We start from the raw sequence: 22,813 nt of genomic DNA, 5'->3' as shown, positions 1-22,813 counted from the left end.
GAAGGACCCCAGAATCGTTCACCTGAACGACGACAGGCCACGGTCGCCCCTGACATCGTGGGGCCATGGACATCGTCAGAACATACCAACTCACCAAGCGCTACAACTCACGTACCGTTGTGGACGCCATCAACCTGCAGGTTCCTGAGGGAAGCGTATACGGCTTCATCGGCCCGAACGGGTCTGGGAAGTCCACAACCATGAAGATGCTGCTGTCCCTCGTGACCCCCACCAGCGGTGGCGTCCAAGTGATGGGACGCACAATGGACAGATCCACCCGACAAGCGTTGCTACAACACATCGGCTCACTCATCGAAGCCCCTCCTGGTTATCAACATCTGACCGGAGCCGAGAACATGAGGATCGTACAACGTACGCTCGGCCTACCTGATGCCGCCATCATAGAGGCTGTAGCGGCCGTTCGAATGCAAGATCAAATGAACAAAAGGGTCCGCAATTATTCATTAGGGATGAAGCAGCGCCTCGGTATAGCAATGGCGCTGGCCCGTCGTCCTCGACTACTAGTGCTGGACGAGCCCACCAATGGCCTGGATCCGGCCGGAATCGAGGAGATGCGCCATCTGATCCGCGCACTCGCTAATCATGGCACAAGCGTCATGGTATCAAGTCATATCCTTGGAGAAGTAGACAAGGTAGCAGACGTCATCGGTATCATCAGCAGCGGCTCTCTGGTGTTCCAGGGAACTCGGAATGACCTGCTCAAGACATCGGCACCGGATGTGCTGATCGAGACCTCTCACCCCGATCATGCCGCCTCTGCACTGCGGCGACGATCCAACATTCCAGCAACCGTGGATCGTGGTCGGTTGAGACTGCCAGGATTCGATCAACACGCCACAGCCGGCGTCGTTAAGGAACTTGTCAATGTCGGCGCTCCAATTTACTCAGTATACCGCGATGAGCAGCGTTTGGAAGATGTGTTCATGGCGCTCACACGAGGAGGGCAGTTATGAGACTCCGGCTCATCATCAACGAAATCGCCAAAATGAAGCGCCGGCATATCGGATTAGTCGCCTCAATTCTCATCCTCTCTGTGGCAGGAATGTCACTCATGGGAGCAGCCTCCGGCGGGGCGGACATACTAACCTGGCAAGCATTGCTGGCTGGCACTTCGCTGGCCTTCCCCATGACCTGCCCTTTGTTAATTGCCGTCATTGCCAGTCGGATTGTGGACATGGAGCACGAGGGCAATGGTTGGCTGGCAGGCCTATCAGGTGGAATCGGAACTGGCCAGGTATGCAGAGCGAAAATGGTCGCTGCTGGCCTTGTTGTGACTTTGACAACCATTGCACCTTCCGCCCTGCTAGTAACTCTGGGCACTCTCTTGGGCGCCGGCTCCCTGCCGGTTGAGCTGTGGCTAGGGCACACGTGCGCCATCCTATCAATCAATTTAGTAGTTCTGGGCGCTCACATACTCCTCTCAGCGCGGGTGGAGAACCAACTTGTCGCGCTGTGCCTGGGCGTCGTCGGCACGATCATCGCCGCAGTGTCCAGCGGGCTTCCCAACTGGCTAGCTGCGCTAACCCCATGGGGCTACTACTCTCTAGCGGCCGCGGCCGATTACCGCGATACCGGCATGGTGACACTTACCCCCGCCTATGGTCCAATCGCTGCACTAACAATAATCGCTGCAATCGCATTTATTGCCCTCACCCACCGACTAGATTCTCAGGAGGTCTAGCATGATTGCCAGAACTTCGACAGCCCTTGATACAAACTCATCTTCTCCGTCCCCACTGTTGGCGGAACTACTCAAGTTGCGTCGATCCCAGCCGCTCCTAGTCGTCATCGGGCTACCCCTCGTTGTCACCGGAACCGGTATCATTAATACGCTTTTCTCAGGACGCGGTCTTGAAGACGGCTGGAACACACTCTGGCTACGTACAGTCGGTTTCTACGGGTTGTTTCCTCTGGTACTGGGAGTGGCGATCCTCGCCTCCCTCGTGTGGCGTCCAGAGCATCGGGACAGCAATTGGAATACTCTCATGACCAGTCCCATAGGAGCCACACGTATCGCATTGGTTAAAACACTAGCCGTTGCCGGGCTCGCGGCCGCCATGCAGGCCACTATGCTGATCGTGGTTGTTGCGACGGGAAAGGTACTGTTTGGCCTGCCCGGCTTGCCACCAGTCCATCTACTTACCTCCGGTACCCTGGTTGCCATGGCTTGCGTACCCCTGGCAGCATTCCAGTCATCGATATCGATGCTGATGCGTTCCTTCGCCGGGGCGGTAGCGCTGGCAGCCGCGTTCGCCGGAGTCTCCGTCAGTCTACTGACAGCCAAAATAGGCTCAATATCCTACGCGTTACCCCATGCCTTAGCGACTCGCACAGCGTTGCTCGGCTCAGGGATGTTCAGTGACCCCAGCCATCCCGACATGGCAACGTTCGGCGGGATCGCAACCACGGCAGTCATACTGACATTGTTGATCGTCGTATCAACCGGAAGAATTCTCAAACGCCGAGATCTCCACACCTAACGGCCATTCCGTCGTGCACCCCCCCATCAACATATGGTCGATTTGATGACGGCATCGATAACGAGCTTCGTTGATAACGGTCTGCCACCTTAGAAAAGGGTGCAGAAACTCCCTCGGGCGAAGTTCCGAAATTGAAACGCATAAAGCACTCCAATCTACAATAACGCCCCAATTATAATAGCAATGAAATCAGTCGGCGTTTTGGCGGCATGTTTTTGGGCGCATAGCGACCAACCTCAGATTGAATGGCGCTTGGGCGGCCCGGATAGTGCACACCACCCTCGACTACATACAACGCTACATGTGACACAAAACAGATAAGGAGCCCGATGGGTCAGTGAAGCAGTGCCAAAACAACTTCGGCTGCTGAAAGTTGACGAGAGACCGAAAGTTGTTTTTTACTGAGTCTCGCATCCCTTCTGCTACCCAATGCCATTTTATCACTCCATCGGATTGAGGCATATAAATTATGCGAGGGCGCATGGATCCGCCTCAAGCGAGAATGCTGGTGGCAGCCAATCCAAGAACAATCCGATCGAAGCCAGAGTCAAGATCTCCTCTCCTTCCTCCACTATGATGAAAGGAATTCGATTGATGATTCACACGCTGATTGTAGATAATGACATGCTCTTCCGCGCAGGTATACGAATGATGATTGATTCATCCTCCGACATCACAGTCGCCGGAGAAGCGGCAACCGGACTTGAAGCGCTGGACATGATTCAAGCGACCAACGTGGATATTGTTCTGATGGATATTAGCATCCCTCAACTCAACGGAGTGGAAGCGACTAAAAAAATCGTCGATATGCCCAATTGTCCTAAGATTCTCATCCTTACCTCCTACGGCATGGATGAAGAGCTATTCAATGCCCTTGCGGCCGGCGCCACAGGTTTTCTACTCAAAGACTCACAACCTGAGGGGCTCCTTACAGCTATCTCATCTGCATACAACGGCAATGCCGTCATTTCGCCTCAGTTAACAGACAAACTCGTCGAAGAGTATACATCAAAAGAAAATAAGGTTTCGCCAATTAATCAGGCATTATCGAAACTGACAGACAGGGAACGTGAGGTATTAGGATTGATCGGTCTTGGAAGGAACAATGCAGAAATCGCTGACGAACTTTTCATTGCGGAGGTAACAGTAAAAACCCACGTCGGCCGAGTCCTACGCAAGATTAATGCTCGAGACCGTGTTCACGCAGTAGTTCTTGCCTATCATGCCGGAATCGTTAAGCCCGATGGCGGCCCCGATAGCGACGCCGTCTTCTACGGATCCAAGCAGAGCGCATAAGACCTCTTCCCCCTTCTTTCCGCGAACTTCGGCGCATTATCGAAATCGCAGCCAGTGTCCCCAGCAGACTCCAGACAATCAAGACCAAAGTTGTCTCAAGCATTCGCCACGACTGCCCCACTTCTGCAGCAACCGCTGTCTCCGGCATCAGCGCCCCTCGGACTCCGAGGCCGATCCAATATACAGGGCTGGCTTGACTCAGTATTTGAGTCCATGGAGCCTGCCCGGACACAGGGTAGAATATTCCCGAAAGGCTGAGTAACCCCATCATGCCAAGTGAAATGAAACTTAGGTTGCGCGGATGGCGGATAAGTGATCCAAAGGCTGCTCCCCATGGCAATGTCGATGTCAGGCCAAGAGGTAGCACCCAGGTCAGGGCAAGCAGTCGCGGGCCGCCAAGAAAAAAGTTTCCGAATAGCGCGGCGGATGCGGCCATTATAACGAGTATCGTAATCAGAGTTAGAGCAACCTGACATAGCACCTTGCCGATCAGGTATGTATGAATTCCAAACGGGATGGTACGTGCACGCATCAATGTGCCTTCTTCCCGCTCGCTGATCAGATTGGTAGCTAGTCCCATAAAGCCAGTGAACAGCAGGTTCATCGAAATAATTCCAGGTAGGGCATAGCTCCCTAGCGATCCACCCTGAACAACGACACCTCTCAGAAAATACATCACCACCAGGGCAACAATCGGAAAAAAAGTGTAGTTTAGAATGTGCGACAAACTCTGATTCAACTCAATCCTGCCACGCTCTATACCTAGCTTCACAATACTAGTCAACATACGGCATCAGTCCGTTCAGACGCAGTAGAATACGCATGCAGATGAGCATTTTCCACGTGACCGATCATTTCCAAATATGCGTCATGAAGGCTAAAGGGGCGCACCTCCAAGTCGGTGATATGCGGCTTCGTCAGAGAAAGATCCCGAACGAAGGGCACGCTTTCTGATACTGTTTTGGAGTACAACCTTTCATGCTCACGCCACGAAACCCTGGTTCCCCAGGAGTGTTTTCTTGCAATAGTTTCGGTGGTTCCTCTAGCGACGATTCGACCAGAAACGAGTATAGCAACAGAATCCGCCAGTAACTCGGCTTCTGTTAGGTCATGTGTTGTAAGCACCATTGCCGTGGACCTTTGACGTGCGATGGAGCGAATCAGTTCATGAAAGGCCGCACGGGCCTCAGGGTCAAAGCCGGTGGTTGGCTCATCAAGAAAAATGAGCTCAGGGTTACCAACCAATCCGATCGCCACATCAAGACGCCGACGCTGACCTCCGGAAAGTTGACCAATACGACGATGGGCCTGCGCCGTAAGCCCGACCGCTTCCAGTAGTTGATCCACATTCTGGACTCCGCGCGGTGACGGCACTAATCTAGAGTAGTGGGCTGTTAAATGTGCTAGCAGTGTACGCACCGACCATCGACGATGGTCTCCCCACGACTGCAGAACCATGCCAATTCGAGCTTGCCATCTTTCGTCCCCACGCTCAGGATCAGTACCGAGCACCAGCACCTTTCCACCGGTTCGACAACGCAGCCCCTCAAGGATTTCAATCGTAGTTGTTTTACCCGCACCGTTGGGCCCAAGTAGTGCGACAACTTCACCCGGCGCAACCTTAAGATCTACGCCTCGAAGAACCTCCGTATTTCCATACGACATCTTTAAACCGCGCACATCGAGTGCGTAGGGTGGGATCGGAGCCTGTTTACGGACGAATCGGGTCCTGGCCACATCCATATACCTTCTTCTCCTCCGTATTAGTGTGATCTCTCTCAACAGACACATCCAGGGGTGACGCCATACGACGCCACCCCTGGATTGTGCAGACTACTCCTTGGAGTGGTCCTCGAGCGGCAGGATTGCCTCAGTGTGCGGACCGATGAACTCACCAGTCTGCGTGGAGAAGCCGCCAAGGGAGTGGATAGCCGGAGTGGTGTAGATGTCGCTCATGTTGCTTTCCTTTCGGAATTGGCTTGCGTCAGTTCTTGCGGTCGGCAATGGGGTTCCAGCCCTCGGCCTGACCACCGATGCCGAATCCGGTCACCTCGGTGAAGGTCCCGAGACCGACGATGAGCGGGCTCTCATAGGTCTTGCTGTCCATTGTTATCTCCTTCAGATTGTGTTGGTCGTCTGGATCGATTCTGAGTTGGTTGCGGGCGCACTGTCGTCAAAGCATGCGCCCATCATGACTACTCCTTGGAGTGGTCCTCGAGCGGCAGGATTGCCTCAGTGTGCGGACCGATGAACTCACCAGTCTGCTCAACGAAGTCGCCGAGGTCGACGACGCACGGAGTCGTGTAAACGTCAGCCAAGGTTGACACCTCCCTTCTTGGGATCGTGGGCGTGCGGTGGTCATCCGGCCGCGCGGGCCGGTCCGGATTCCGGAAGCACCAGAAATCCGAGTTCTGGAGGCGTCACGCTGCGGTTAACGCAACGCTCGGCGCTGATGAAACTGACATTAGTTTGGTAAAATCTGCACTTGTCATCGGCTCGTCGACAATGCACTGCTCTGCCTCAACCCATGCATGTGCTGTAAAAGGCGGTGCCGAAAGCACTCCAACGCACCATTCGGGCCATACTCCGCGAACACGGCACAGAAGCGCTGTAGCGATAGCTCGAGGCAAACAAGCCGATCCTCCTCTTGCATATGCGCTTACTGTAAGAATCACGTCACGAGCAGCTCGTGTTTCATGGTAGGACGCCGGCCTTGCTCCCGTGCGGACAGTCTCAAGGACACGTCGCAGGGCGCGCGGAGGTGCTTTTGAAAGTAGCCGAGCTCCGGCTGTGATTGCTGAAACAGTCACTCGCTGAGTAAAGTTTGGACTAGATACCTGATAGGGCAGAACGTCACTCACAGCAACCCCACCTCTTCCAACTCCTTGCATGCCACGTCAACGTCATGTCGAGCCGATTCGGGAGAAAGCCCGTAGCGAGACACCAGCAGATCCGCTGCTGTCTTTCGGTCACCGCCATCACGGAGAGACTGTAGTATTTGTAGGGCACTGTCGTTGAGATGCCAGTACTGTCCACGAGATTCGTTGAGCACAACATGACCGTATTCGGTCGACGCACTAGTGAGGACCGGGCGCTTACTACCTCGCAGGAAGTTAAACATACATACTCCTTTTTACTGTGGGGCGAGTTAGTTGCATTCAGGCGGCAACTGGAGCAGTTCTGCGCTGGTTAAGTATGAACTTGCCAAGGTTGACCACGTTATGGATTTCAGGCGACGGGGGCTCCCACCGATCAGGACGAGTAGAATCCAGGAAGGCGGTCCTGTCTATTAAGCCACCATCTAGAAGACCAGATTCTTCAACCAGACCGACAAGTACATCATGATGGCGAAGATATCCCCGAACTGATTGTGCTCCTCCACCGACTTTTGATGTGCGCATCAGGTATTCTTTTGGAAGGATGCCTCGCATCGCTGACTTCATCAGCGGCTTCCATTCCAGCGGATTATCTCGTTCAGTTCGCCGCACCCGGAACGCTGCTTCAACAACTCGATCATCCAGTAGCGGCGCTTCGTACGCTACTCCGAACGGATTTCCGAGCTGCCCAGTACCGCGCACCAGCTTAGCGGCGTCCCGAGCGAAGTAGATATCGCTATGTCCAGCAACGGTGGGATGGAGTGGATCCAGGCCGCTCAACAGTGATCGAACTGCTTTAACTACCGTTTCTCGCGCATCCGCACTTAGCCATTCTGGCAAGGCTAGAGGGCTGGACCAGTCGTTCACTCCGGGCGGGCGCAGGCTTTTTGCTTTCTTGGCTATGCCGTCTGCTAGCCACGCTCGGTAACTGCGTCGATCGCTGAGCTGGCGCAATGTGCTCATCACGCTGGTTCCAGCAGGAATATGTTCGCTGCGAGACCTTCGCCAAGCCAGAAGCGGATGGGACCGAGCCAGTGTGTGCTCCCACCCTGCAACGCCACGCAAGATGTGATCGCCTCCAAGTCCGTTCAAATGGATTGCCGCTTTTTTTTGAGCATCCTCGGAGAGGAGTGCCATGATACGTGGCCCCGCGGTAATGGCCTGCGTCGGCTCATCAAGGACTACATTTACCTCATCAATTCCTTCGTAGAAGTCCACAAACTCGTCTGTCGACTTGACCAGATGCTCGCGCACATTAGGCATCACTGTCAGGGCTTTTTTCGCCCATGCAAGATCCTCTCTCCCACCCGGATCGGGATGGAAAAGGGTTCGCGCTACGATGCCGCTCCCGGAGTTCGCCGCAGCAAAATAGCAAATCGGCGTGGAGTCAAGACCACCAGACAGATCACACACTACTTCCGCGTTTCCCGCAGTCCGGGACGTGACAGCTTTTTCTAAAGCATCACGGAACGCGACTGCACCGTTCTGCAAGTCGATATCGTCGGAGGGCATATTCCACCAGGTTATCCGACGCGATTCTCCATCTTGACCGACAAGTAGAGCCTGATCGCCTGGCAGCGGTTGCACCCCCGACCATAGACCAATTTGATCAATGGGGTGAGGCTGGACAGGCAGCAATCTCAGTGCAATTGCTGTTTCATCAAACGCAAGATCCGCCAATTCTGCCAGTACGTCCGCACGGTCAGAGATCACAGTATTCTCACCGATCGAGCACCACCATAGTCTCCTGGTCTCCAGTGCCTGTCCCGAGGCGTACACATTTCCCTGGTATGATCCAAAAGTGAGGAAGCTCCCGGAGCACTGCAGCTGCACTCGACTGAAGTCTGTTGGAGCTGAGGCTCTGGCGGCGTATCGGTTCATCTCTTCCTGGGTGACAGCGCACTGGCCGACTACTGAGACGCAAGTTTCATCCGCACTTCCGCTGATGAGACGATTCCCTGACAAGGTGCCGACTAGCAGCGGTCGACCGGAAACGTGGGAAGCAAGAACTCTTTCTGGACCACCTAGGCGATCCGCAATGGAAGCGGCGGCGTCGTTGTCGGGTAGAGCGACGACGTAGGAACGACCGTTTCCGTTGACGACTGCGTTCTGCACGTTGGACTCCTGTCTGTCATTTCTTGGGGTTCTGGGCGATCCCTCAAGCACGGCTCTACTCTCTCGTTTGAACAGGGAACAGAGCGTCCATCCAGTGAATGATTAGGGTCCTACCTGGGTAGGATTTCGTTGTGGAGTGCGGTGCCCGTCACTGCATGATCGTCATGCTGGACCGCTGCCTTCCGGTTCCTTAGTCCATGTCGGCATGCCGGTGATAGGTGTCTTATGGTCGCCTTGAATCGTTCCGCGGCTGCTTGGCACACCACATAGGGGCACTTCTCCTGTCAAACCGGCCCAGTCACCCTCACCCACCGATTTCGCCGCCTCCCTGCGCGAGCACCGGCGATCCGATGAATCGGACCGGCACGGGCCTCACGACGGGAAGCGTCGGGTTAGCGTGGACCTCTTACTCGCCTCACTGCGAGGTGACTTCGACCTGCTGGCGGGTGTTCCACCCCATCTTGCCGCTGGTGACCATCCCCCAGACCCGCAGGGGACGCAGGATCAGTGCGGACCAGAGCGTCGCCACCGGGGACAGGATGAGACTGGCGTACCTCTGGGAGCCGGTGGTGTCCGAGCGCCACACGGTGATGTACCTCGAGCCCTGTGCCAGCCCGATCGCGAGAGGCACCAGCACCACCGTCGGGGGGATACCGCCACCGAGGACGAGCGGACGCCACAGCAGCAGGTAGACGAAGACCGAGATCACCAGCCAGATCTGCATCCACCCGGTGACCTGGCGCCACCAGCCCCATGAGAGGACCGGCAGGAAGCGGATGCGCCAGAGCCCACGGATGAAGGAGCCGCGGAACCAGCGCTCCTGCTGGCGATAGTGGTGGCTCCAGCGGTCGGGCATCCACGCGAAGGCGAAGGCCGAGGGCTGCTGAACGGTCCTGCCGTGCAGCAAGGCGAAGAGCGTCAGCATGGAGTCGTCGGAGAACTCCACGTGCCTCCCCAGGTAGCTCTCGTTCATGTAGGTGTCGATGTTCTCAGCCAGGATGGAGCACCGGTAGGCGGCCAGACCGCCGGAGTTGACCATGACCGAGCCGAGCTGCGACATGAAGGAGCGGTCGACGAGCTGCTGGCCGACGAAGATCACGTCGGTGACACGGGCGAGCAGATTCTCCCGATTGTTGATCGCCAGGATGACGCCGGCCACTGACATGACCCGGGGATCGCTGAAGGGCTGGACGATCTCATGGAGGGCCTCGGCGTCGAGCATGGAGTCGGAGTCGACGGTCACGAACAGGTCGGCGTCGCGAATCTTCCTGAAGCCGTGAACCTGAGCATGCCGCTTGCCCTCATTGGCCGTGCGTTGCCAGGTGGCGTAGATGCGGGCCACCGCCGCCTGACGAATGAACCAGTCCCGCTCCGCCACGTAGGCGCCCTGGGTGGAGCCGTCGTCGACGACGTGGATCTCCGCCGGCGGAGAGCTCTGACGCAACAGGGCGGAGAGCATCCGCACCACGACATCAGGATCCTCGTTGTAGAGCGGAACGAGCACGGCGACCCGATACACCTCACCACGACCAACCACGCGCCCCTCGAAGCCGGCCAGCACGAGCTGCACAGCCACCATCACGAAGAGGACATCGAAGGTCCACACGATCCACGTGTCCAGGACGTGGTGCCGGCTGACCAGGACCCGCCAGCACAGCCACCCCAGCACACCGAGGGCCACGACGACGGCGGGCAGGGCCCCACTGGCCCGCATCAGGGCCCGAGGCAGCCCGGTGGCATCGGCCGATCGCTGAGCCTCGTCCGTCGTCGCCACCGGAGTGCGTACAGTGACTACACCCTCGCCGCGCCCCTTGCCACGGACCACCCGCACCACTCGGAGCCGTGTCCTGCGCTTGAACAGCAGCTTGACCGCGAAACAGGACAGCAGGATGACAAGGCAGACCAGCAGGACGAGCAGGCCGAAGGACCAAGTCATAGGCGTCAGTCTTTCCGTGTCGAGATGCCGGTTCCGGGCGAGGAGGCGACGGCGGCTCAGGCCGGGGCTGAGGCGAGGGGCTGGCTGCGCATGACCTCCGGAACCGTCTTGACGGGAAGGCCGGAGTCCGCCACCTGCTTCATGAAGCGCTCGAAGCTGGCCGCCTTCACCGACTCGGGAGCACCATCGGGCTTCTCGTCGATGCGATGGAAGACCATGTGGGTCCAGCATCGGTGCTCCCGGCAGCGGGCCAGGGCCTTCTCGACCTGGGACTCGGTGGTGTAGGAGCCGCAGTAGAAGACGCGGAGCCGGAATGGGTCCCCCGGCGCGAGGGTCTCCGGGGCGTTCTCGATGGTGCGCAGCGAGGTGAAGTAGCTCTGGGAGGTGCGCAGCACAAGGTCGTTGTACCGGCCCATGGGCAGGGCGAAGTGGGCGGCACCCTCGGGGTAGCCGTGCTCGAGGAGGAAGGACCTGATCGTCTCGAACTCCTGGCGTATCCCCGCCTCGTCGAGGGTGGTGAGGTCGGTGGAGGCGTGGGCGGCGATGTCCCAGCCGTGAACCTCTCGCATCTCAGCGAGTTGGTCGGCATTCATGCGCCCCGGCAGTCCGACCTTGTCGGCGATGACGTAGGAGGTTGCCGCGGGGATGCCGTGGCCCTGCATGATCTCCCGTGCCGTCTTGTAGTCGCTGTCGTAGCCGTCGTCGAAGGAGATGGAGACGATGCCGCTGTCCGCTGAGGGCAGGGTGCCCAGGTAGCCGAGCCATAGGCGGCTCGGTGCCGAGTCGGAGGCGGGTACGGCCTTCAGGCGCACCCGCGTCACCTGGTCCAGCCGGGGGTGGCCGACGACGGAGCGCTCGGCGGCGCGGTTGACGGTCACTCGGCACCAGCTTCCGGTGCGCAGCGTGCGTATGTCGGGTGCGACGTCCAGGCGCAGGCAGTCCTCACCCTCCCCGCCGAGCTCGAGCTGGATGCTCTCGATCTGCCGGTAGTCCTCAGCGCGCAGCCACAGGTCCCACTGGCAGTCGGTCATGTCGACGCCCGAGAGCGCCAGGTCGGCGCTGGTGGGACGAGCGGGGTCGCCGGTGGTGGTGAGCTGCAGCGACTGGGTCCCGTGGGAGTGGGTAGAGGTGTCCGGCCGTATGGAGCCGTCCCTGGAGGAGAGGGTCCAGGCGCGCGGGTCCTGCATGTCCGATAGCACCTCTGACGGCGCTGAGGATGGACCTACGGGCGGGGCCGGGGAGGCGTGAGCCGCCGTCTGCAGCTCAGGTAGAAGAGTGCTCGAGGCTGCTAAGGCGAGGCCACCCATCAGAAAGTTGCGGCGCCTCATCCGATCATGCTGCGGCAAGGTACTTCTCCAGTTAACAGTCCACTCGGTTGGTTTCCTCTCCAGGATACGCACCAAATCGCCGCCACCGCAGACAAAAGTCGCGGACACCCCAACCAGGCGCCTGCCACATCGTGCCACCGGCCCGTCAAGTCCCTGCAAATCCGCGCACCTCCGCCAACCGACGCCAACCATACGTGATGGAGATCACCCTACTGTTGTAGGTAACTGAGACGCCCCATCGACCACCTGCCACTCGAGCATGAACCACAAAAAAGTCCGACCGCACGCCATTGCTATGTCCTCAGCGCCTGACTCATGACACCTTGGTGGGTTGTAGGTGGGCTGGTGTGAGTTTTCGTTGGTATTGCGGTGTCGGGGGTGTGCTGGCGCACTAAGGGGCCGGTAGGGTGGGGGTGGTGAGCCCGTTTGTGCGTAAGGTTAAGACAGCCTCTGGGGCGACGGCGGTGCAGATCGCGGTCAAGGAAGGGCGCCGGGACAAGGTGATCGAGCACCTGGGATCGGCCCACATGGAGGCCGAGCTGGCTGCTCTGATGGAGATCGGCCGGCACCGCATTGCCCCGGACCAGCTGGCCCTGGACCTGACTCCCACGCCACCGGCGGTTTCGGGACTCCTCACGGCCTCAGCCCCGGTCGGCACTGATGCGGTGGTGGTCTCCAAGCGCTCGGGCCTGCTGTGGGACGTTCTGCACGGGGTCTACACCCGTCTGGGGCTGGGGGCGCCACTGGGGGTGATCGGGCCTTTGAGCAGATGGTTCTGGCGCGTCTGATCGAGCCGACCACCTGCAAGGCCCAGGTCCCCCGCGTCCTGGGTGACCTGGGCCTGGAGCCGGTCAGCGTGCAGACCTTGTTCCGCTCCCTGGCCCGAGCCCAGGAGCGAGGCTACCGCGAGAGCCTGTCTGGGGCTCTGGTCGAGCACGTCACCAACACCTCCGGTCTGGCCCTGTGCCTGTATGACGTGACCACCGTCTACTTCGAGGCCGAGCGTGAGGACGACCTGCGGCGGGTGGGTTACTCCAAGGAGCGTAGGGTCGGTCCTCAGGTCATCGTGGGCCTGCTGGTCGACCGGGCCGGTTTTCCTCTCCAGGTCGGCTGCTGGGAGGGCAACAAGGCTGAGACCACCACGATCATCCCCATCGCGGAGGCCTTCCAGGCCGCCCACGGCATCGCCGATCTCGTGGTGGTCGCCGGGCGCAGGCATGCTCTCGGCCGCCAACCTGGCGGCCCTGGATGAGGCGAGGCTGCGGTTCATCGTCGGCGCCCGCACCACCCGGGCCCCAGGCGACCTTGAGGCCCACTTCCACTGGGCCGGTGACGCGTTCACTGACGGGCAGGTCATTGACACCATCATCCCCAGGAGGGGCTCCAGGAGCCAGCGCGACATCAGCAGTCGTCGTGAGCCGGTGTGGGACCCGCACACCCATCCGGGCTCGTGGCGAGCGGTGTGGGTCTACTCCAAGAAGCGAGCGGCCCGGGACAACCAGACCCTCACAGCTCAGGCCAACCGCGCCCGGGCCGTTATCGCCGGTGAGAAGCGCCCTCAGGGCACGCGTTTTGTCACCGTCCATCAAGGCGATCAGGTCCTCGATGAGGCCTCCATCGCCAGAGCCCGTTCCCTGGTGGGCCTCAAGGGCTACGTCACCTTTCGTCCCGTCCCGCCTGATGGGCGCCGGTGAGGTCGTCTCCTCCTACCACGAGCTGTGGCACGTCGAGGCCTCTTTCCGGATGAGCAAGCACGACCTGAGAGCCCGACCGGTCTTCCACCACACCCATGACGCCACCTGGGCCCACCTGACCGTAGTGGTGGCCGCCCTGGCCGTAGCCCGCTACCTCCAGGAGGCCACCGGTATCAGCATCGCCAGGATCGTGCACGAGCTACGCAGCCTGCAGGAAGTCACCATCAACCTCAACGGCCACCAAATCACTGCTCAGCCCCAGCTCACCCAGACCGCAGCTGGAATCCTCAAATCCCTACAGACCCCAGGGCACTAAGGCGTCATGAGTCAGGATCGACCACCCGCCACGTGGGTATGAACAACGAAGAAGCCCGACCACTCGCCATTGCTATGTCCTCGGCGACTCTTCTCGTTCAGGGCTCAAACCCAACTTATGACACCTTCGTAGGGGACGGAGAGGTCGGTGCAAGCTTTCGTTGGTGCTATACCGACTACACCCCCTCGGCGCCGTCGTAAAAAAGTTTCCCCTCGGAGGCAGGTCGCATCTGGTGCTGAAGCAGACGGGACAGGAGCCCTCTGGCACTACCATCCACAAGTCTCGCATACCGTTCTAATCCGAACTCTATTCTCGCACTTTTGACATCAATCTTGGCGGTGAGTCCATCGCTGTGCTTTGTGGCCGTCCCCAGGAGAGCGGCAGTGACAAATTTAGCAGCGCGATCCACTCGCTTCCGCATTTCCCCAGTTTGATTCGACAAAAATGCTTGCTCCATTTGTTGATAATTGCGTATCAATCGGTCTGCTTCATCGCGCATTTTCCCACACCTGGTCGACCATGACTCCGGAAGCTCCGGAGGAGCCTGAGTCTTTAAGTCAAGGGTTGCCTTACCTGTTCCACTGATCACACAGGCGTCCAATGCAAGCGTAGGAACAGTAATCTGTTTGGTGAACTCCACCATCCAAGGATCAGAAGACGTCTTGTGCAACACTCCAAACTCCGCCTGATTTTCCTTGAGAGGACGCGGCCCGTCTTCTCTATTGACGTCAATGGGGCTAAGTTGTGTAAGCACAACCCGAGTGAGATCATTACTACGTTTTCCATTCTCTCTTACACTGAGATCGCATTCCTGAGCGAGCAGTACGTAGTATCGATCGACTCCTTTCTCTGCCGTGTGAGCTCTATGAAGATCACGAACCTTAAAAATATCTCCCACCTCGATTGGCAGAGCAAGCGACGAAAGCATTTCCTCACATTCGAACCTCTCGTCCCATTCGGCTTCAATCAACGCAGGCGGCCTCTCAGAACTATCGAGGTAAAGCCGCACCCCACTGCCCCGACGTAAGCGAGTCATGACATCAGCGATAAATTCTTTTTCACGCAGCGATTTGGCAAGCGACCTTCGAAAAATGGCGTCAGCAATACGAGTCGCGTTCTCTGGTTCGTAGGTCCCTTCGCACCGAGCGGCTTCAATCGAAGCAAATAGTAAATACTTATCGACCTGCCTTAGGTGGTCGACCGCCACCTCCGTTGCCCGACTCAAACTATTGGCTACGTGATTGCGGAATTCTTCAATCTCGCTTGCGTATAATACAACTCGCAAGGCCTCCGCAAACGTGCCGTCTTGTAGACGACTCTTAGCAATAACGATCACAGGTCGCCGAGCATCGAAATTGTCACTAATACTATTAGCAATTTCTGTCTCTCGACCCAGGTCAGAGGCTGTGTGCGTAAGCAAGCCAACATGAACATAATCAAGATCTTCTCTAGAAAGCAGACTGCGTATGAGTTCATCCCCAGCAGTCTCTGACCCACCTTCTCTTTCAAAGCTTCTATCGAACAGGACGAGAGTGGGGCGCCGATCTTCCAATAATTCGTATCCTGAACTACGCCAATCAGTCAACCCCATACTATGAAACTCTACGCTATCTTCCAGAAGCTCTGGGAGTGCAAGGAGTGCAGCGTTGTTGTCAGAAACGGAGGACGACTGCATATCAACAGAGCCTTCCTGGGCGTTCTCGGCGCGCCGTGCCGCCTTAGTTAGCCGACTTCGAGCTTCGTCACTGAGTTTATCCCAGTTCTGATCCACCAATTCTCGGACCTCGTCTACCGACAGTCCGAACTCAGCACTTTCTTCTTCATCAGGGAGCGCTGTACGAGTTACAAGTGCGAGGTCGATAGATTCTGCTTGAATCGCGCCGAACACTTCCTCTTTGCTCTGAAACGCTCCTTCAGCGTGATCATCATCCACGCTGATAACCCGAACGATTTCGAGTGCTTCAAATAGTCGCCGAATAAGATTCTTTGTTGTCGCTTTTGACAGTTTCTCGCTAGTCATTAAACTTCTCCTAGGACAGCACCTGGCTTGCACCAAAATTAAGTATAAACTGATAACGTCGCCCGTACCGATTTCGTTCTGGAGCAAGTAAGATTGTGGCGTTCATCGAATCCAATAGTTGACGCGTAACAAACAGACCGAGCCCACGTCCGTTCTGTGATGGCTTAGTTGTGATAAAGGGATCAAATAGAAGATCCTCGACTGACTCGTCTACACCGATACCATTATCTTCTAGCATCACAAAAGGGGAATCAATAGCTATAGTTATCACCCCTTCATTCATTTGTTTTGACGAAAGCCTCTGCTGAAGCCAGTACTCACTATTAAGAATCAAATTATCAAAGACCTGCGTAAGTTTTCCCTCGTTGGCACGAACCTGAAAATCTTTGATAACTTTAAGATCGATACGAATCCCATTCTTTCCCCACCTCGATGCATAATATCCAACAAGCTGCTCGACGTGTGCAGACATGGTCACGTTGGTACGCCGCTCTCGCATGTAGCGGAGGGATGGTGCAACTCTCGCAACCTGCTTACCCAGCGCACTGGCAGACGAGCGAACATGCTCAACGAAGGTCCACAAACGCTGGTCCACACAGTCAATTGACTTCAGATACTGAGAGATCTGCGTGCTACGACCGCGTAATCCGTCACTGATATGCTTAACCTCATGCGACAGTGCTTCCGCACTAAGGCCTAGCGCAACTGACTCCCACGCGTCACCGATCTGCTCTTGTGCAAATTGCAGCTGCTGCTCCAGCAAGTCCACCCCAGATTTGAGTTTTTGGTGCGTCCTATCCAACTCATCTAGGTGCATCATTAGAGTCTGTGCTTCTGATACTGATTCCTGAACCTGCCGAACTGTCCGCTCGAGAGCAGCAGCAAGCACTGGGTCATGGAGCACTGAATTGCTATTTTCGAGACGCTCAGCTTCCAGCGTCGAAGCTGCTGCCTGGATGCTTTCCAGCGAATGTCGCACCTCGGACGCTTGGCGTGCTAGGTGATCTCCTTCGTAAATCTGACGGTTTACCGTCTTAATTAGAGATCTGGGAGTAATTTGAGGTGAAACCTCAATCGATTCTGCTAGCATCTCTCGTCGATACTCGTTATAACCTCGCCTCAAGTGCTCCTGGACGAGTGCTGCATAGTCCGACCATGCCTTCATAAGTCGAATAAAATTTCGGTACGCGGGAGTATCACGAAACGCTTCTCGATTTGTGGTTTCTTCGAGTGCCGCATTTTCTTTTGCAGAGATATTGACGTATCCCGTAACGTTCCCTGGCCTAAGACTGTAGAACGAGCCGCCGGAGGTCCATTGTGTCCCCAGACCCAACCAATCATCGTCAACACGTACCCCAAATCCGTCTCTGTACACCTTGATGCCTACAAGAGCGCGAACAAACTCTTTGTAATCCGACACCCTATCGAAAACACTAGTGGTGTCTCTTGTCAGAGGAATGCCACTTACTTCGCCATTGAAAGGGCCGGGAGATATAGGGACACCGTCAGCCACCTCTACTTCTTTGAGGTCGCTAAGTTCAAGAACGATCTCACTTTTGAGAAAGTGCTTGTCGTCGCCAGCAATCACACCGAGAGGCCGTTTTCGTGCTTTACTCGACCTAGCAGATAGCCATTCAGAGAATGCGAATCCATTGTCGCGCCCAATAAGTTGTTCGTATATTGAAATATCTTCACGACCCTGCGGAGGGCGCAAGAAAGTCGTGGTGAAACTACCATTGACTGCCATACGTTCTCCGTCGAACTTGAATTGGTACGAAACGGGTGCCGCTAGGAGGATTTTCTGTGCTTTCTCTCGGAGATTTATAAATTCTTTATCAATTGAGAGAGATATCCTAAATCCAGCCACCCCCTCGTATGGCGAAATCATAGTGGCGAGTTCTTTCTGGAGGTCGTTCGTGTCATGCTGCCGCCAGAATGAAACATCCCTCAGACCACGAATTTCAAGTCGGGTACCGGATCGCATATTTCTAACCGGGAGTTCCCGAACGTCAAGGGGGACGAGACTGAGACTATCAGCCCTCGCGAACTCGTTCCAGTTCACAGTAACTTCCAGCGGCCTTGCAGTAGAAAGATCTTTCGTCTGCCGGAGCGTCGTCATGATCATTTGCTCACCGAGACGCTGAGCACCGAGACGCCCGAGCCCCTTATCCCCAAGTGGCGTGCGCTTTCTATCGGTAGTCTCTCCTCTAGACTTCATCGCCTGCTTTTCGCTGAGCGATACAGTAAGCCATCCACGCCGGATACGCTCCAAGTCCATTCCGATGCCATCGTCGACTACCGTAATAGAACCGAGAAGATAGCGATTCTCCACGAGACTGGGAGCATCGCTGCTATTCTCATCCTCGGGTCGACCACCTTCTCGATCTGCCACGGCGGCGACAGTATCGACATCCTTATCGTCTAGCAATTCTCCGGTGATTGGATGAAATCGGCTATGAGTGTCTATAGACACACGAACATATGTCGCATCCGCATCGTACGAGTTCTTAATTAGTTCGATGAGCGCCTGCATATCGTCAGTAATGAGATCTGCGCCAAGTTTGAATACTACAGACGGATGAACTTCAAGGTGAAGAGTGTCAACAACCTTGGTTTCCTTGCGCTTCGGTTCAGTCATTGTTTCCCTTTCCATGATCGTGTAATCAAAATCCACTCCTGGGCCATCGTAGATCCTTCACTGTTCTTCGCTGCCATCCGCTTTCGCGATCCTGGCAGAGCACGTTCAATCGTTGTGACGTACTCGTGTCCGTCAGATAGCAGAAGCTCGCGCGTAATTTCGACTAGAGGGAACGTTCGCTTACCGACTCGGCGCTCGCCCAATGTGAGGAAGCAAAATGCACCATCTACTAGCCTCGTACGGACGTCCATAAGTGCCTTTCGATAGTCGCGAACGAACGAAAGGACTTTTTTTCTTAATGGCGGAAACTCGTCCAGGTCACGTAAGTACACTCGAAAAGTTGGAGAAGCTTCACACAATTCTTCTCTTGCCATATCTGCTTTCTTTAGCGACCCACCCAAACTAAGCAAATCAATCCTGTGTGTAGATTCTAGAAGTGCGCTATCGAAAGTTCCGGGAATGTCGTCATGACAGATCCACTGGAGTGGGAGGTAACTGTGCTGGCCATAAGGTACTGTCGTCTTGTTGTCCCCATAGGGGGGTGACGTCATGAGGACGTCGGCGTGCCTGGGTGCGATCCAGGGATCCGACACTGAGCCAGGCAAAAGTAACGCCTTCGGTACAGTCATATTCTGACTAAGCAAACACATTCGATCCCAATGTAGTTTAAGGCGTTCAACATTCAGGTTTGCTACCATTCCGAAAGTCTTTACTGCATCGCTTCCACGTCGCTCAATTTCTTTCTCCGAATATGCATGTAGCTTAAAGGTTGAAATGCGGGAATTGGATACCAATCGAATAGTTTCGGCCATACAAACCCAGAGAAATCTACGTGTTTTGAGGTCTGGTAACTGAGAGATGGCCTCTCGAACAAGCGCTAAACCCCTCTTAATCTCAGGCTTGAACCACTTATCAATTCCGGGGAAATCTGGAGCGTTAACTTCATCTAATAATTTGATACGGCGCAGTACTTCATTCACCCCCGCCAGAGCCGCATCAGATGTTGGCGGGTCCGCTTTCACTTGGCACAGCAAAATCGCTAGAGGATTAATGTCGCTACCATGGAAATCGAGTCCTCTGTACAAGCTTTCAAGCATGACCGTGCCAGATCCAGCAAACGGGTCGTATACGAGTTCAATGTCAGGCTGTACGGCAATCAAGTCATCTAGTAGTGCCCCTTGGAGTTCAGGAACCATCATCGCGGGATACTGAAACAGCGCATGATTTCCAGTGCGGTTTCGAAGAGCTGAAAACGACCAGAAGTTTGCGTCTTTTGCAGTACGTGAATTGAGCCTGTCGCGTAGACGAGACGCAACATTGACGTCAGAAGCATTATTTGGATTCAGTACTGAAGTCATTTTTAACTGCCTCCTACTATGTGTTTTGACACCAGCATACCCTCAGAGCAGAGCTATTCTTTGCTGGCTTCCTAGATGGGGCAGCGGATCAGCGCTCGGTCGAGTCGCTGGGCGGTCGACAGTCCAGCGATGACTGCGCGCTGGGGGCCGACATACTGTCGCCATCGAGAAGGATGACGTGTTGTGCCGCCCATCATCCATGCACACTCATGCCCATAGAACGCGGCGCGAGAGATTATCCATTCGATTTGCTCACGTTGCAAATGTCGTTGCTTTCCGGGCAGAAGAGATACACCCCAGGCGAATATTAGGTCAGTAGAGCAAGCAAGAAGATCCTCAACACGAGGGCGAGTTGCTAGCACATGCGACCGGTTTAGTTGGGTTAAGGCAAGTTCTTTGCTGTTTCTGGTTCGTACCGAAAAGAGATTGGCAACCTCGATCTTCTCCCACTCCCTCTGCTCTGCTACAATACGCAGAACCGCATAGGTAGTTGACCTCTCTTCGTCAAGGCACGGATTCAACAATATCGCGCAGGCAGAACGGGCCTCCATATTTAGGGACACAACCATAGCAAGTTTCCTAAGCAAACAGTCCCCCGAAGCTGCTCCAAGCCTACGACGGGAGCGTCGACGACTTTCGTCACGGCGATGCATGAAAGATCCGTTGTCTTCCCTGCCTCAATGCTCAGTCCACTCGCAGAGGTGACAGTTTGGACTGTCGGGCCGGCAGTATCTCGAACCCTACGTAACGCTGGAACTAACCGCCGTCTGACCTCGCGGTCCTCATCTGAGATCTGTCTGTGTACCATACCGATTACTCTACTGCTGCTCCTGCACATTTAGGGATTTGACGTTCATCGCTGATGATTTGAGCCGAGCTGTCAGCCCAACGCCTCCGATTTCTCAGTCAAGTTCTGAGGCTGTCCTTCGGGATGATGTGCTGAACATCGATGACTCTGACGTGCTTGCCTCTGTGTCCGAGCTTCGGCACATGAATGCGACACCGGTCGGCGTGGCACTGACGGTGCAAGCCCGTACTTCTAGGTAACCACATCTGCGTATGGTATCACATTCGTCTGCCATTGGGGAGCACGGCGTTTTTTGAGCTGGTCTCGGTTTTTCGTCGTCGGAATTCTGAATGCAGGGTAATACTGTCGTTTTGCCCGAAATAATGTAGGTAGCCGAGATCCGTAAGTTACAGGGAAGGGTGCCTTCGCGGTGGAACACTACTAGGGCGTTTCCTACCGCCGGGATAAAGTTCAGCGACTTACCTGAGGTGGGGCTGGTTGAGGGTCAGTCGCTGGCTGAAACTATCCGCCTCTCCTGCCTGGTAGTAGAAAGATCGGAGGCTTTCTCACTGTGACGGCCACCTTTAGTGGTTTAAGATAGGACGAGGCCTGACTGCATTTGACGGCGGTGTACACAGCCCTGGCAGACGAGAGCTTGGCGGATATGGCCCTGCTGCGCAGCCCGAAGGAGAACTTCTGCGCGGTAGCTTCCAACCGCACTGTTGCCAGGCTCGTCATACGCCTGGCTGAGAGTGTTGAACTGCACCACTTAGTCCGCTATGCGGTGCAACGGCAGGCTTCGCGTCTGACTGATGAGCACTCACCTAGGCAGGGGCCAGCAAACTTGATGGCAGGTTGTCCGATCTCTAACGGAGCTGGTGAGTTCGTGCAGATGAAGCATGCCTTACACTGCGACGATGAAGAAGAGTTCTAGTTAATCCCGTCACCAACGAGGTCAAGCTGCTGTTATCAGCCTCCACCACGACCACGCCGTTGCACCAGCCCTGACCCGAGATCGTGAGATAGTGACCGATCTTCGCAATCGGAGAGGTGTGCAGCACGATCTGCTGCACACCTGCCCCTGACTGTGACGAGAGTCGTCGAGAGCTGCCGCAACTTGACGGCGACTTGGGAGCACATATTGGTCTGACCACTGCCAATCTCGAGGTCCTGGGACTGCTGGTGGGGTAGGCTCTGCCGTCAGAGTCAACAAACCGGCGATGTTCCAGGATCTACGCCTACAGACTTCGACGCCCACCTGGCGACCAGGATACACGCGCACCGACCCTATCAAAGTAAAATCGGTCGCCGCGGTAGACGGTATGAACATGGCCAGTAACCGTGCCAACGAGAGTTTGGCACCTCATCTCCTGTCGGCCCTGCCCCACGCCGCAGGCACGGGGCTCACCCGTCCAGCAAAGAAACGAGATCCTCACCTTGCCCAAACTACTCGAGTCCTTCCGCCTGGAGGGGGTAATGATCACCGCCAGCGCCATGCAAACCTAATTTCAAATTGTCAAGTGATCGGAGTACGCAGAGGTCTGCCCCGCCAGTTTCCTGGCGGGGCAGACCTTCGAGGTGGTGGAGCTAGGGGGATTCGAACCCCCGACCTTCTCATTGCGAACGAGACGCGCTACCAACTGCGCCATAGCCCCGAGTGCGGACCGATCCTAGCACCGCCGCAGGCAGTCCTGGCAAGTTCGGTGGCGGTGAGCCCGCCCACCGCACCGGAGTCGCCCGGCGACGGGCCGTGGGAGTTCGCGCACTACTCTCCGGCTGCGCGCCGCCCCTCGAGAATGGCGTCGAGGTCGATGGGGTGGAAGAGCTCCTCCTCATCCTCCACCGGAGCGGGGATGTAGGCGCGGGCCGACTGCGGACGCGCGGGCACCGGCGCCGAGGTGCCCGGGTCGACCACCGGGTCGGCGTAGGAGCGCCGGGGGGCTCGGGC

At 56.3% G+C, this 22,813-nt stretch carries 18 protein-coding genes, 1 tRNA gene and 2 pseudogenes; 5 read left to right on the top strand and 16 right to left on the bottom strand.

The window, feature by feature from the left end; translation table 11 throughout:
- Nucleotides 1-65 precede the first annotated feature (65 nt).
- The 4 genes from RIV12_RS11795 (at nucleotide 66) to RIV12_RS11780 (ending at nucleotide 3,797) form a co-directional block, all read left to right on the top strand.
- Nucleotides 66-974, top strand: coding sequence for an ABC transporter ATP-binding protein (locus RIV12_RS11795; protein ID WP_309324092.1), 909 nt, complete (start codon nucleotides 66-68; stop codon nucleotides 972-974).
- Nucleotides 971-1,702 (top strand): ABC transporter permease, encoded by a 732-nt coding sequence (locus RIV12_RS11790; RefSeq protein ID WP_309324091.1) that lies wholly within the window; start codon nucleotides 971-973, stop codon nucleotides 1,700-1,702. The genes RIV12_RS11795 and RIV12_RS11790 overlap by 4 nt, the downstream gene beginning before the upstream one ends.
- A 1-nt stretch (nucleotide 1,703) precedes the next feature.
- A complete protein-coding gene (locus tag RIV12_RS11785) occupies nucleotides 1,704-2,501 on the top strand; it encodes an ABC transporter permease (protein WP_309324089.1) in 798 nt (265 codons plus the stop codon).
- Between the two features lie 594 nt (nucleotides 2,502-3,095).
- The gene (locus RIV12_RS11780; RefSeq protein WP_309324087.1) at nucleotides 3,096-3,797 is read left to right on the top strand and encodes a response regulator transcription factor; all 702 of its coding nucleotides are present in this window, start codon (nucleotides 3,096-3,098) and stop codon (nucleotides 3,795-3,797) included.
- On the opposite strand, the gene RIV12_RS13210 is transcribed toward RIV12_RS11780, so the two are convergent.
- From RIV12_RS13210 to RIV12_RS11745, 10 genes are all read right to left on the bottom strand, one after another.
- Nucleotides 3,736-4,584 (bottom strand): ABC transporter permease, encoded by an 849-nt coding sequence (locus RIV12_RS13210; RefSeq protein ID WP_428978941.1) that lies wholly within the window; start codon nucleotides 4,582-4,584, stop codon nucleotides 3,736-3,738. The genes RIV12_RS11780 and RIV12_RS13210 overlap by 62 nt on opposite strands.
- Nucleotides 4,578-5,462, bottom strand: a complete 885-nt coding sequence (locus tag RIV12_RS11775; RefSeq protein ID WP_309324110.1) for an ABC transporter ATP-binding protein — start codon at nucleotides 5,460-5,462, stop codon at nucleotides 4,578-4,580. The genes RIV12_RS13210 and RIV12_RS11775 overlap by 7 nt, the downstream gene beginning before the upstream one ends.
- Nucleotides 5,463-5,630: 168 nt before the next feature.
- Nucleotides 5,631-5,753 carry a hypothetical protein gene (locus RIV12_RS11770; protein WP_309324085.1) on the bottom strand — a complete coding sequence of 41 codons (123 nt, stop codon included), beginning with the start codon at nucleotides 5,751-5,753 and terminating at the stop codon, nucleotides 5,631-5,633.
- Nucleotides 5,754-5,781: 28 nt separating this feature from the next.
- Complete coding sequence (locus RIV12_RS11765; RefSeq protein ID WP_297994210.1) at nucleotides 5,782-5,904, bottom strand: lasso RiPP family leader peptide-containing protein; 123 nt, start codon at nucleotides 5,902-5,904, stop codon at nucleotides 5,782-5,784.
- Between the two features lie 88 nt (nucleotides 5,905-5,992).
- The gene (locus RIV12_RS11760; RefSeq protein WP_003780034.1) at nucleotides 5,993-6,115 is read right to left on the bottom strand and encodes a hypothetical protein; all 123 of its coding nucleotides are present in this window, start codon (nucleotides 6,113-6,115) and stop codon (nucleotides 5,993-5,995) included.
- A gap of 102 nt (nucleotides 6,116-6,217) precedes the next feature.
- The gene (locus RIV12_RS13205; RefSeq protein WP_428978940.1) at nucleotides 6,218-6,688 is read right to left on the bottom strand and encodes a lasso peptide biosynthesis B2 protein; all 471 of its coding nucleotides are present in this window, start codon (nucleotides 6,686-6,688) and stop codon (nucleotides 6,218-6,220) included.
- A complete protein-coding gene (locus RIV12_RS13200) occupies nucleotides 6,655-6,918 on the bottom strand; it encodes a lasso peptide biosynthesis PqqD family chaperone (protein ID WP_428978939.1) in 264 nt (87 codons plus the stop codon). The genes RIV12_RS13205 and RIV12_RS13200 overlap by 34 nt, the downstream gene beginning before the upstream one ends.
- A gap of 37 nt (nucleotides 6,919-6,955) precedes the next feature.
- A complete protein-coding gene (locus tag RIV12_RS11755; protein WP_309324081.1) occupies nucleotides 6,956-8,386 on the bottom strand; it encodes an asparagine synthase-related protein in 1,431 nt (476 codons plus the stop codon).
- Nucleotides 8,387-9,203: 817 nt separating this feature from the next.
- Entirely contained in the window at nucleotides 9,204-10,724 is a 1,521-nt protein-coding gene (locus RIV12_RS11750) for a glycosyltransferase family 2 protein (RefSeq protein ID WP_075419165.1), read from the bottom strand.
- A gap of 56 nt (nucleotides 10,725-10,780) precedes the next feature.
- Nucleotides 10,781-12,052, bottom strand: a complete 1,272-nt coding sequence (locus RIV12_RS11745; RefSeq protein WP_309324080.1) for a polysaccharide deacetylase family protein — start codon at nucleotides 12,050-12,052, stop codon at nucleotides 10,781-10,783.
- Nucleotides 12,053-12,468: 416 nt separating this feature from the next.
- On the opposite strand from RIV12_RS11745, the pseudogene RIV12_RS13195 reads away from it, so the two are divergent.
- A pseudogene (locus tag RIV12_RS13195) lies at nucleotides 12,469-14,062 on the top strand (IS1634 family transposase).
- Between the two features lie 175 nt (nucleotides 14,063-14,237).
- Here the strand turns inward: RIV12_RS13195 and RIV12_RS11720 are convergent.
- The 6 genes and pseudogenes from RIV12_RS11720 to RIV12_RS11700 all read right to left on the bottom strand — a co-directional run.
- Complete coding sequence (locus RIV12_RS11720; RefSeq protein ID WP_309324070.1) at nucleotides 14,238-16,082, bottom strand: hypothetical protein; 1,845 nt, start codon at nucleotides 16,080-16,082, stop codon at nucleotides 14,238-14,240.
- Between the two features lie 10 nt (nucleotides 16,083-16,092).
- Nucleotides 16,093-18,756, bottom strand: coding sequence for an ATP-binding protein (locus tag RIV12_RS11715; RefSeq protein ID WP_309324068.1), 2,664 nt, complete (start codon nucleotides 18,754-18,756; stop codon nucleotides 16,093-16,095).
- Nucleotides 18,717-20,078 carry a TRM11 family methyltransferase gene (locus RIV12_RS11710; RefSeq protein WP_309324066.1) on the bottom strand — a complete coding sequence of 454 codons (1,362 nt, stop codon included), beginning with the start codon at nucleotides 20,076-20,078 and terminating at the stop codon, nucleotides 18,717-18,719. Before RIV12_RS11710 ends, RIV12_RS11715 begins: the two co-directional genes overlap by 40 nt.
- Before the next feature lie 71 nt (nucleotides 20,079-20,149).
- Nucleotides 20,150-20,629, bottom strand: a complete 480-nt coding sequence (locus RIV12_RS13190; RefSeq protein ID WP_428978942.1) for a DUF1643 domain-containing protein — start codon at nucleotides 20,627-20,629, stop codon at nucleotides 20,150-20,152.
- A gap of 1,815 nt (nucleotides 20,630-22,444) precedes the next feature.
- Nucleotides 22,445-22,520 (bottom strand) — tRNA-Ala (locus tag RIV12_RS11705).
- A gap of 110 nt (nucleotides 22,521-22,630) precedes the next feature.
- A pseudogene (locus RIV12_RS11700) lies at nucleotides 22,631-22,813 on the bottom strand (hypothetical protein); the annotation flags it as partial.

It is taken from the genome of Actinomyces stomatis, from assembly GCF_031292835.1.
In the GTDB taxonomy this organism is placed as follows: Bacteria; Actinomycetota; Actinomycetes; order Actinomycetales; family Actinomycetaceae; genus Actinomyces; species Actinomyces stomatis.
The sequence above is the reverse complement of the archived record's forward strand: the minus strand, read 5'-3'. Positions and strand labels throughout refer to the sequence as shown.

Excerpts from the sequence above, each read along its gene's own strand:
- RIV12_RS11750 (WP_075419165.1), bottom strand. The coding sequence starts at position 10,724 with ATGACTTGGTCCTTCGGCCTGCTCGTCCTGCTGGTCTGCCTTGTCATC.
- RIV12_RS11710 (WP_309324066.1), bottom strand. The coding sequence starts at position 20,078 with ATGACTTCAGTACTGAATCCAAATAATGCTTCTGACGTCAATGTTGCG.
- RIV12_RS11745 (WP_309324080.1), bottom strand. The coding sequence starts at position 12,052 with ATGAGGCGCCGCAACTTTCTGATGGGTGGCCTCGCCTTAGCAGCCTCG.
- RIV12_RS11765 (WP_297994210.1), bottom strand. The coding sequence starts at position 5,904 with ATGGACAGCAAGACCTATGAGAGCCCGCTCATCGTCGGTCTCGGGACC.
- RIV12_RS13205 (WP_428978940.1), bottom strand. The coding sequence starts at position 6,688 with ATGCAAGGAGTTGGAAGAGGTGGGGTTGCTGTGAGTGACGTTCTGCCC.
- RIV12_RS11790 (WP_309324091.1), top strand. The coding sequence starts at position 971 with ATGAGACTCCGGCTCATCATCAACGAAATCGCCAAAATGAAGCGCCGG.
- RIV12_RS13190 (WP_428978942.1), bottom strand. The coding sequence starts at position 20,629 with ATGGAGGCCCGTTCTGCCTGCGCGATATTGTTGAATCCGTGCCTTGAC.
- RIV12_RS11785 (WP_309324089.1), top strand. The coding sequence starts at position 1,704 with ATGATTGCCAGAACTTCGACAGCCCTTGATACAAACTCATCTTCTCCG.
- RIV12_RS11775 (WP_309324110.1), bottom strand. The coding sequence starts at position 5,462 with ATGTCGTATGGAAATACGGAGGTTCTTCGAGGCGTAGATCTTAAGGTT.
- RIV12_RS11780 (WP_309324087.1), top strand. The coding sequence starts at position 3,096 with ATGATTCACACGCTGATTGTAGATAATGACATGCTCTTCCGCGCAGGT.
- RIV12_RS13210 (WP_428978941.1), bottom strand. The coding sequence starts at position 4,584 with ATGTTGACTAGTATTGTGAAGCTAGGTATAGAGCGTGGCAGGATTGAG.
- RIV12_RS13200 (WP_428978939.1), bottom strand. The coding sequence starts at position 6,918 with ATGTTTAACTTCCTGCGAGGTAGTAAGCGCCCGGTCCTCACTAGTGCG.
- RIV12_RS11795 (WP_309324092.1), top strand. The coding sequence starts at position 66 with ATGGACATCGTCAGAACATACCAACTCACCAAGCGCTACAACTCACGT.
- RIV12_RS11770 (WP_309324085.1), bottom strand. The coding sequence starts at position 5,753 with ATGAGCGACATCTACACCACTCCGGCTATCCACTCCCTTGGCGGCTTC.
- RIV12_RS11720 (WP_309324070.1), bottom strand. The coding sequence starts at position 16,082 with ATGACTAGCGAGAAACTGTCAAAAGCGACAACAAAGAATCTTATTCGG.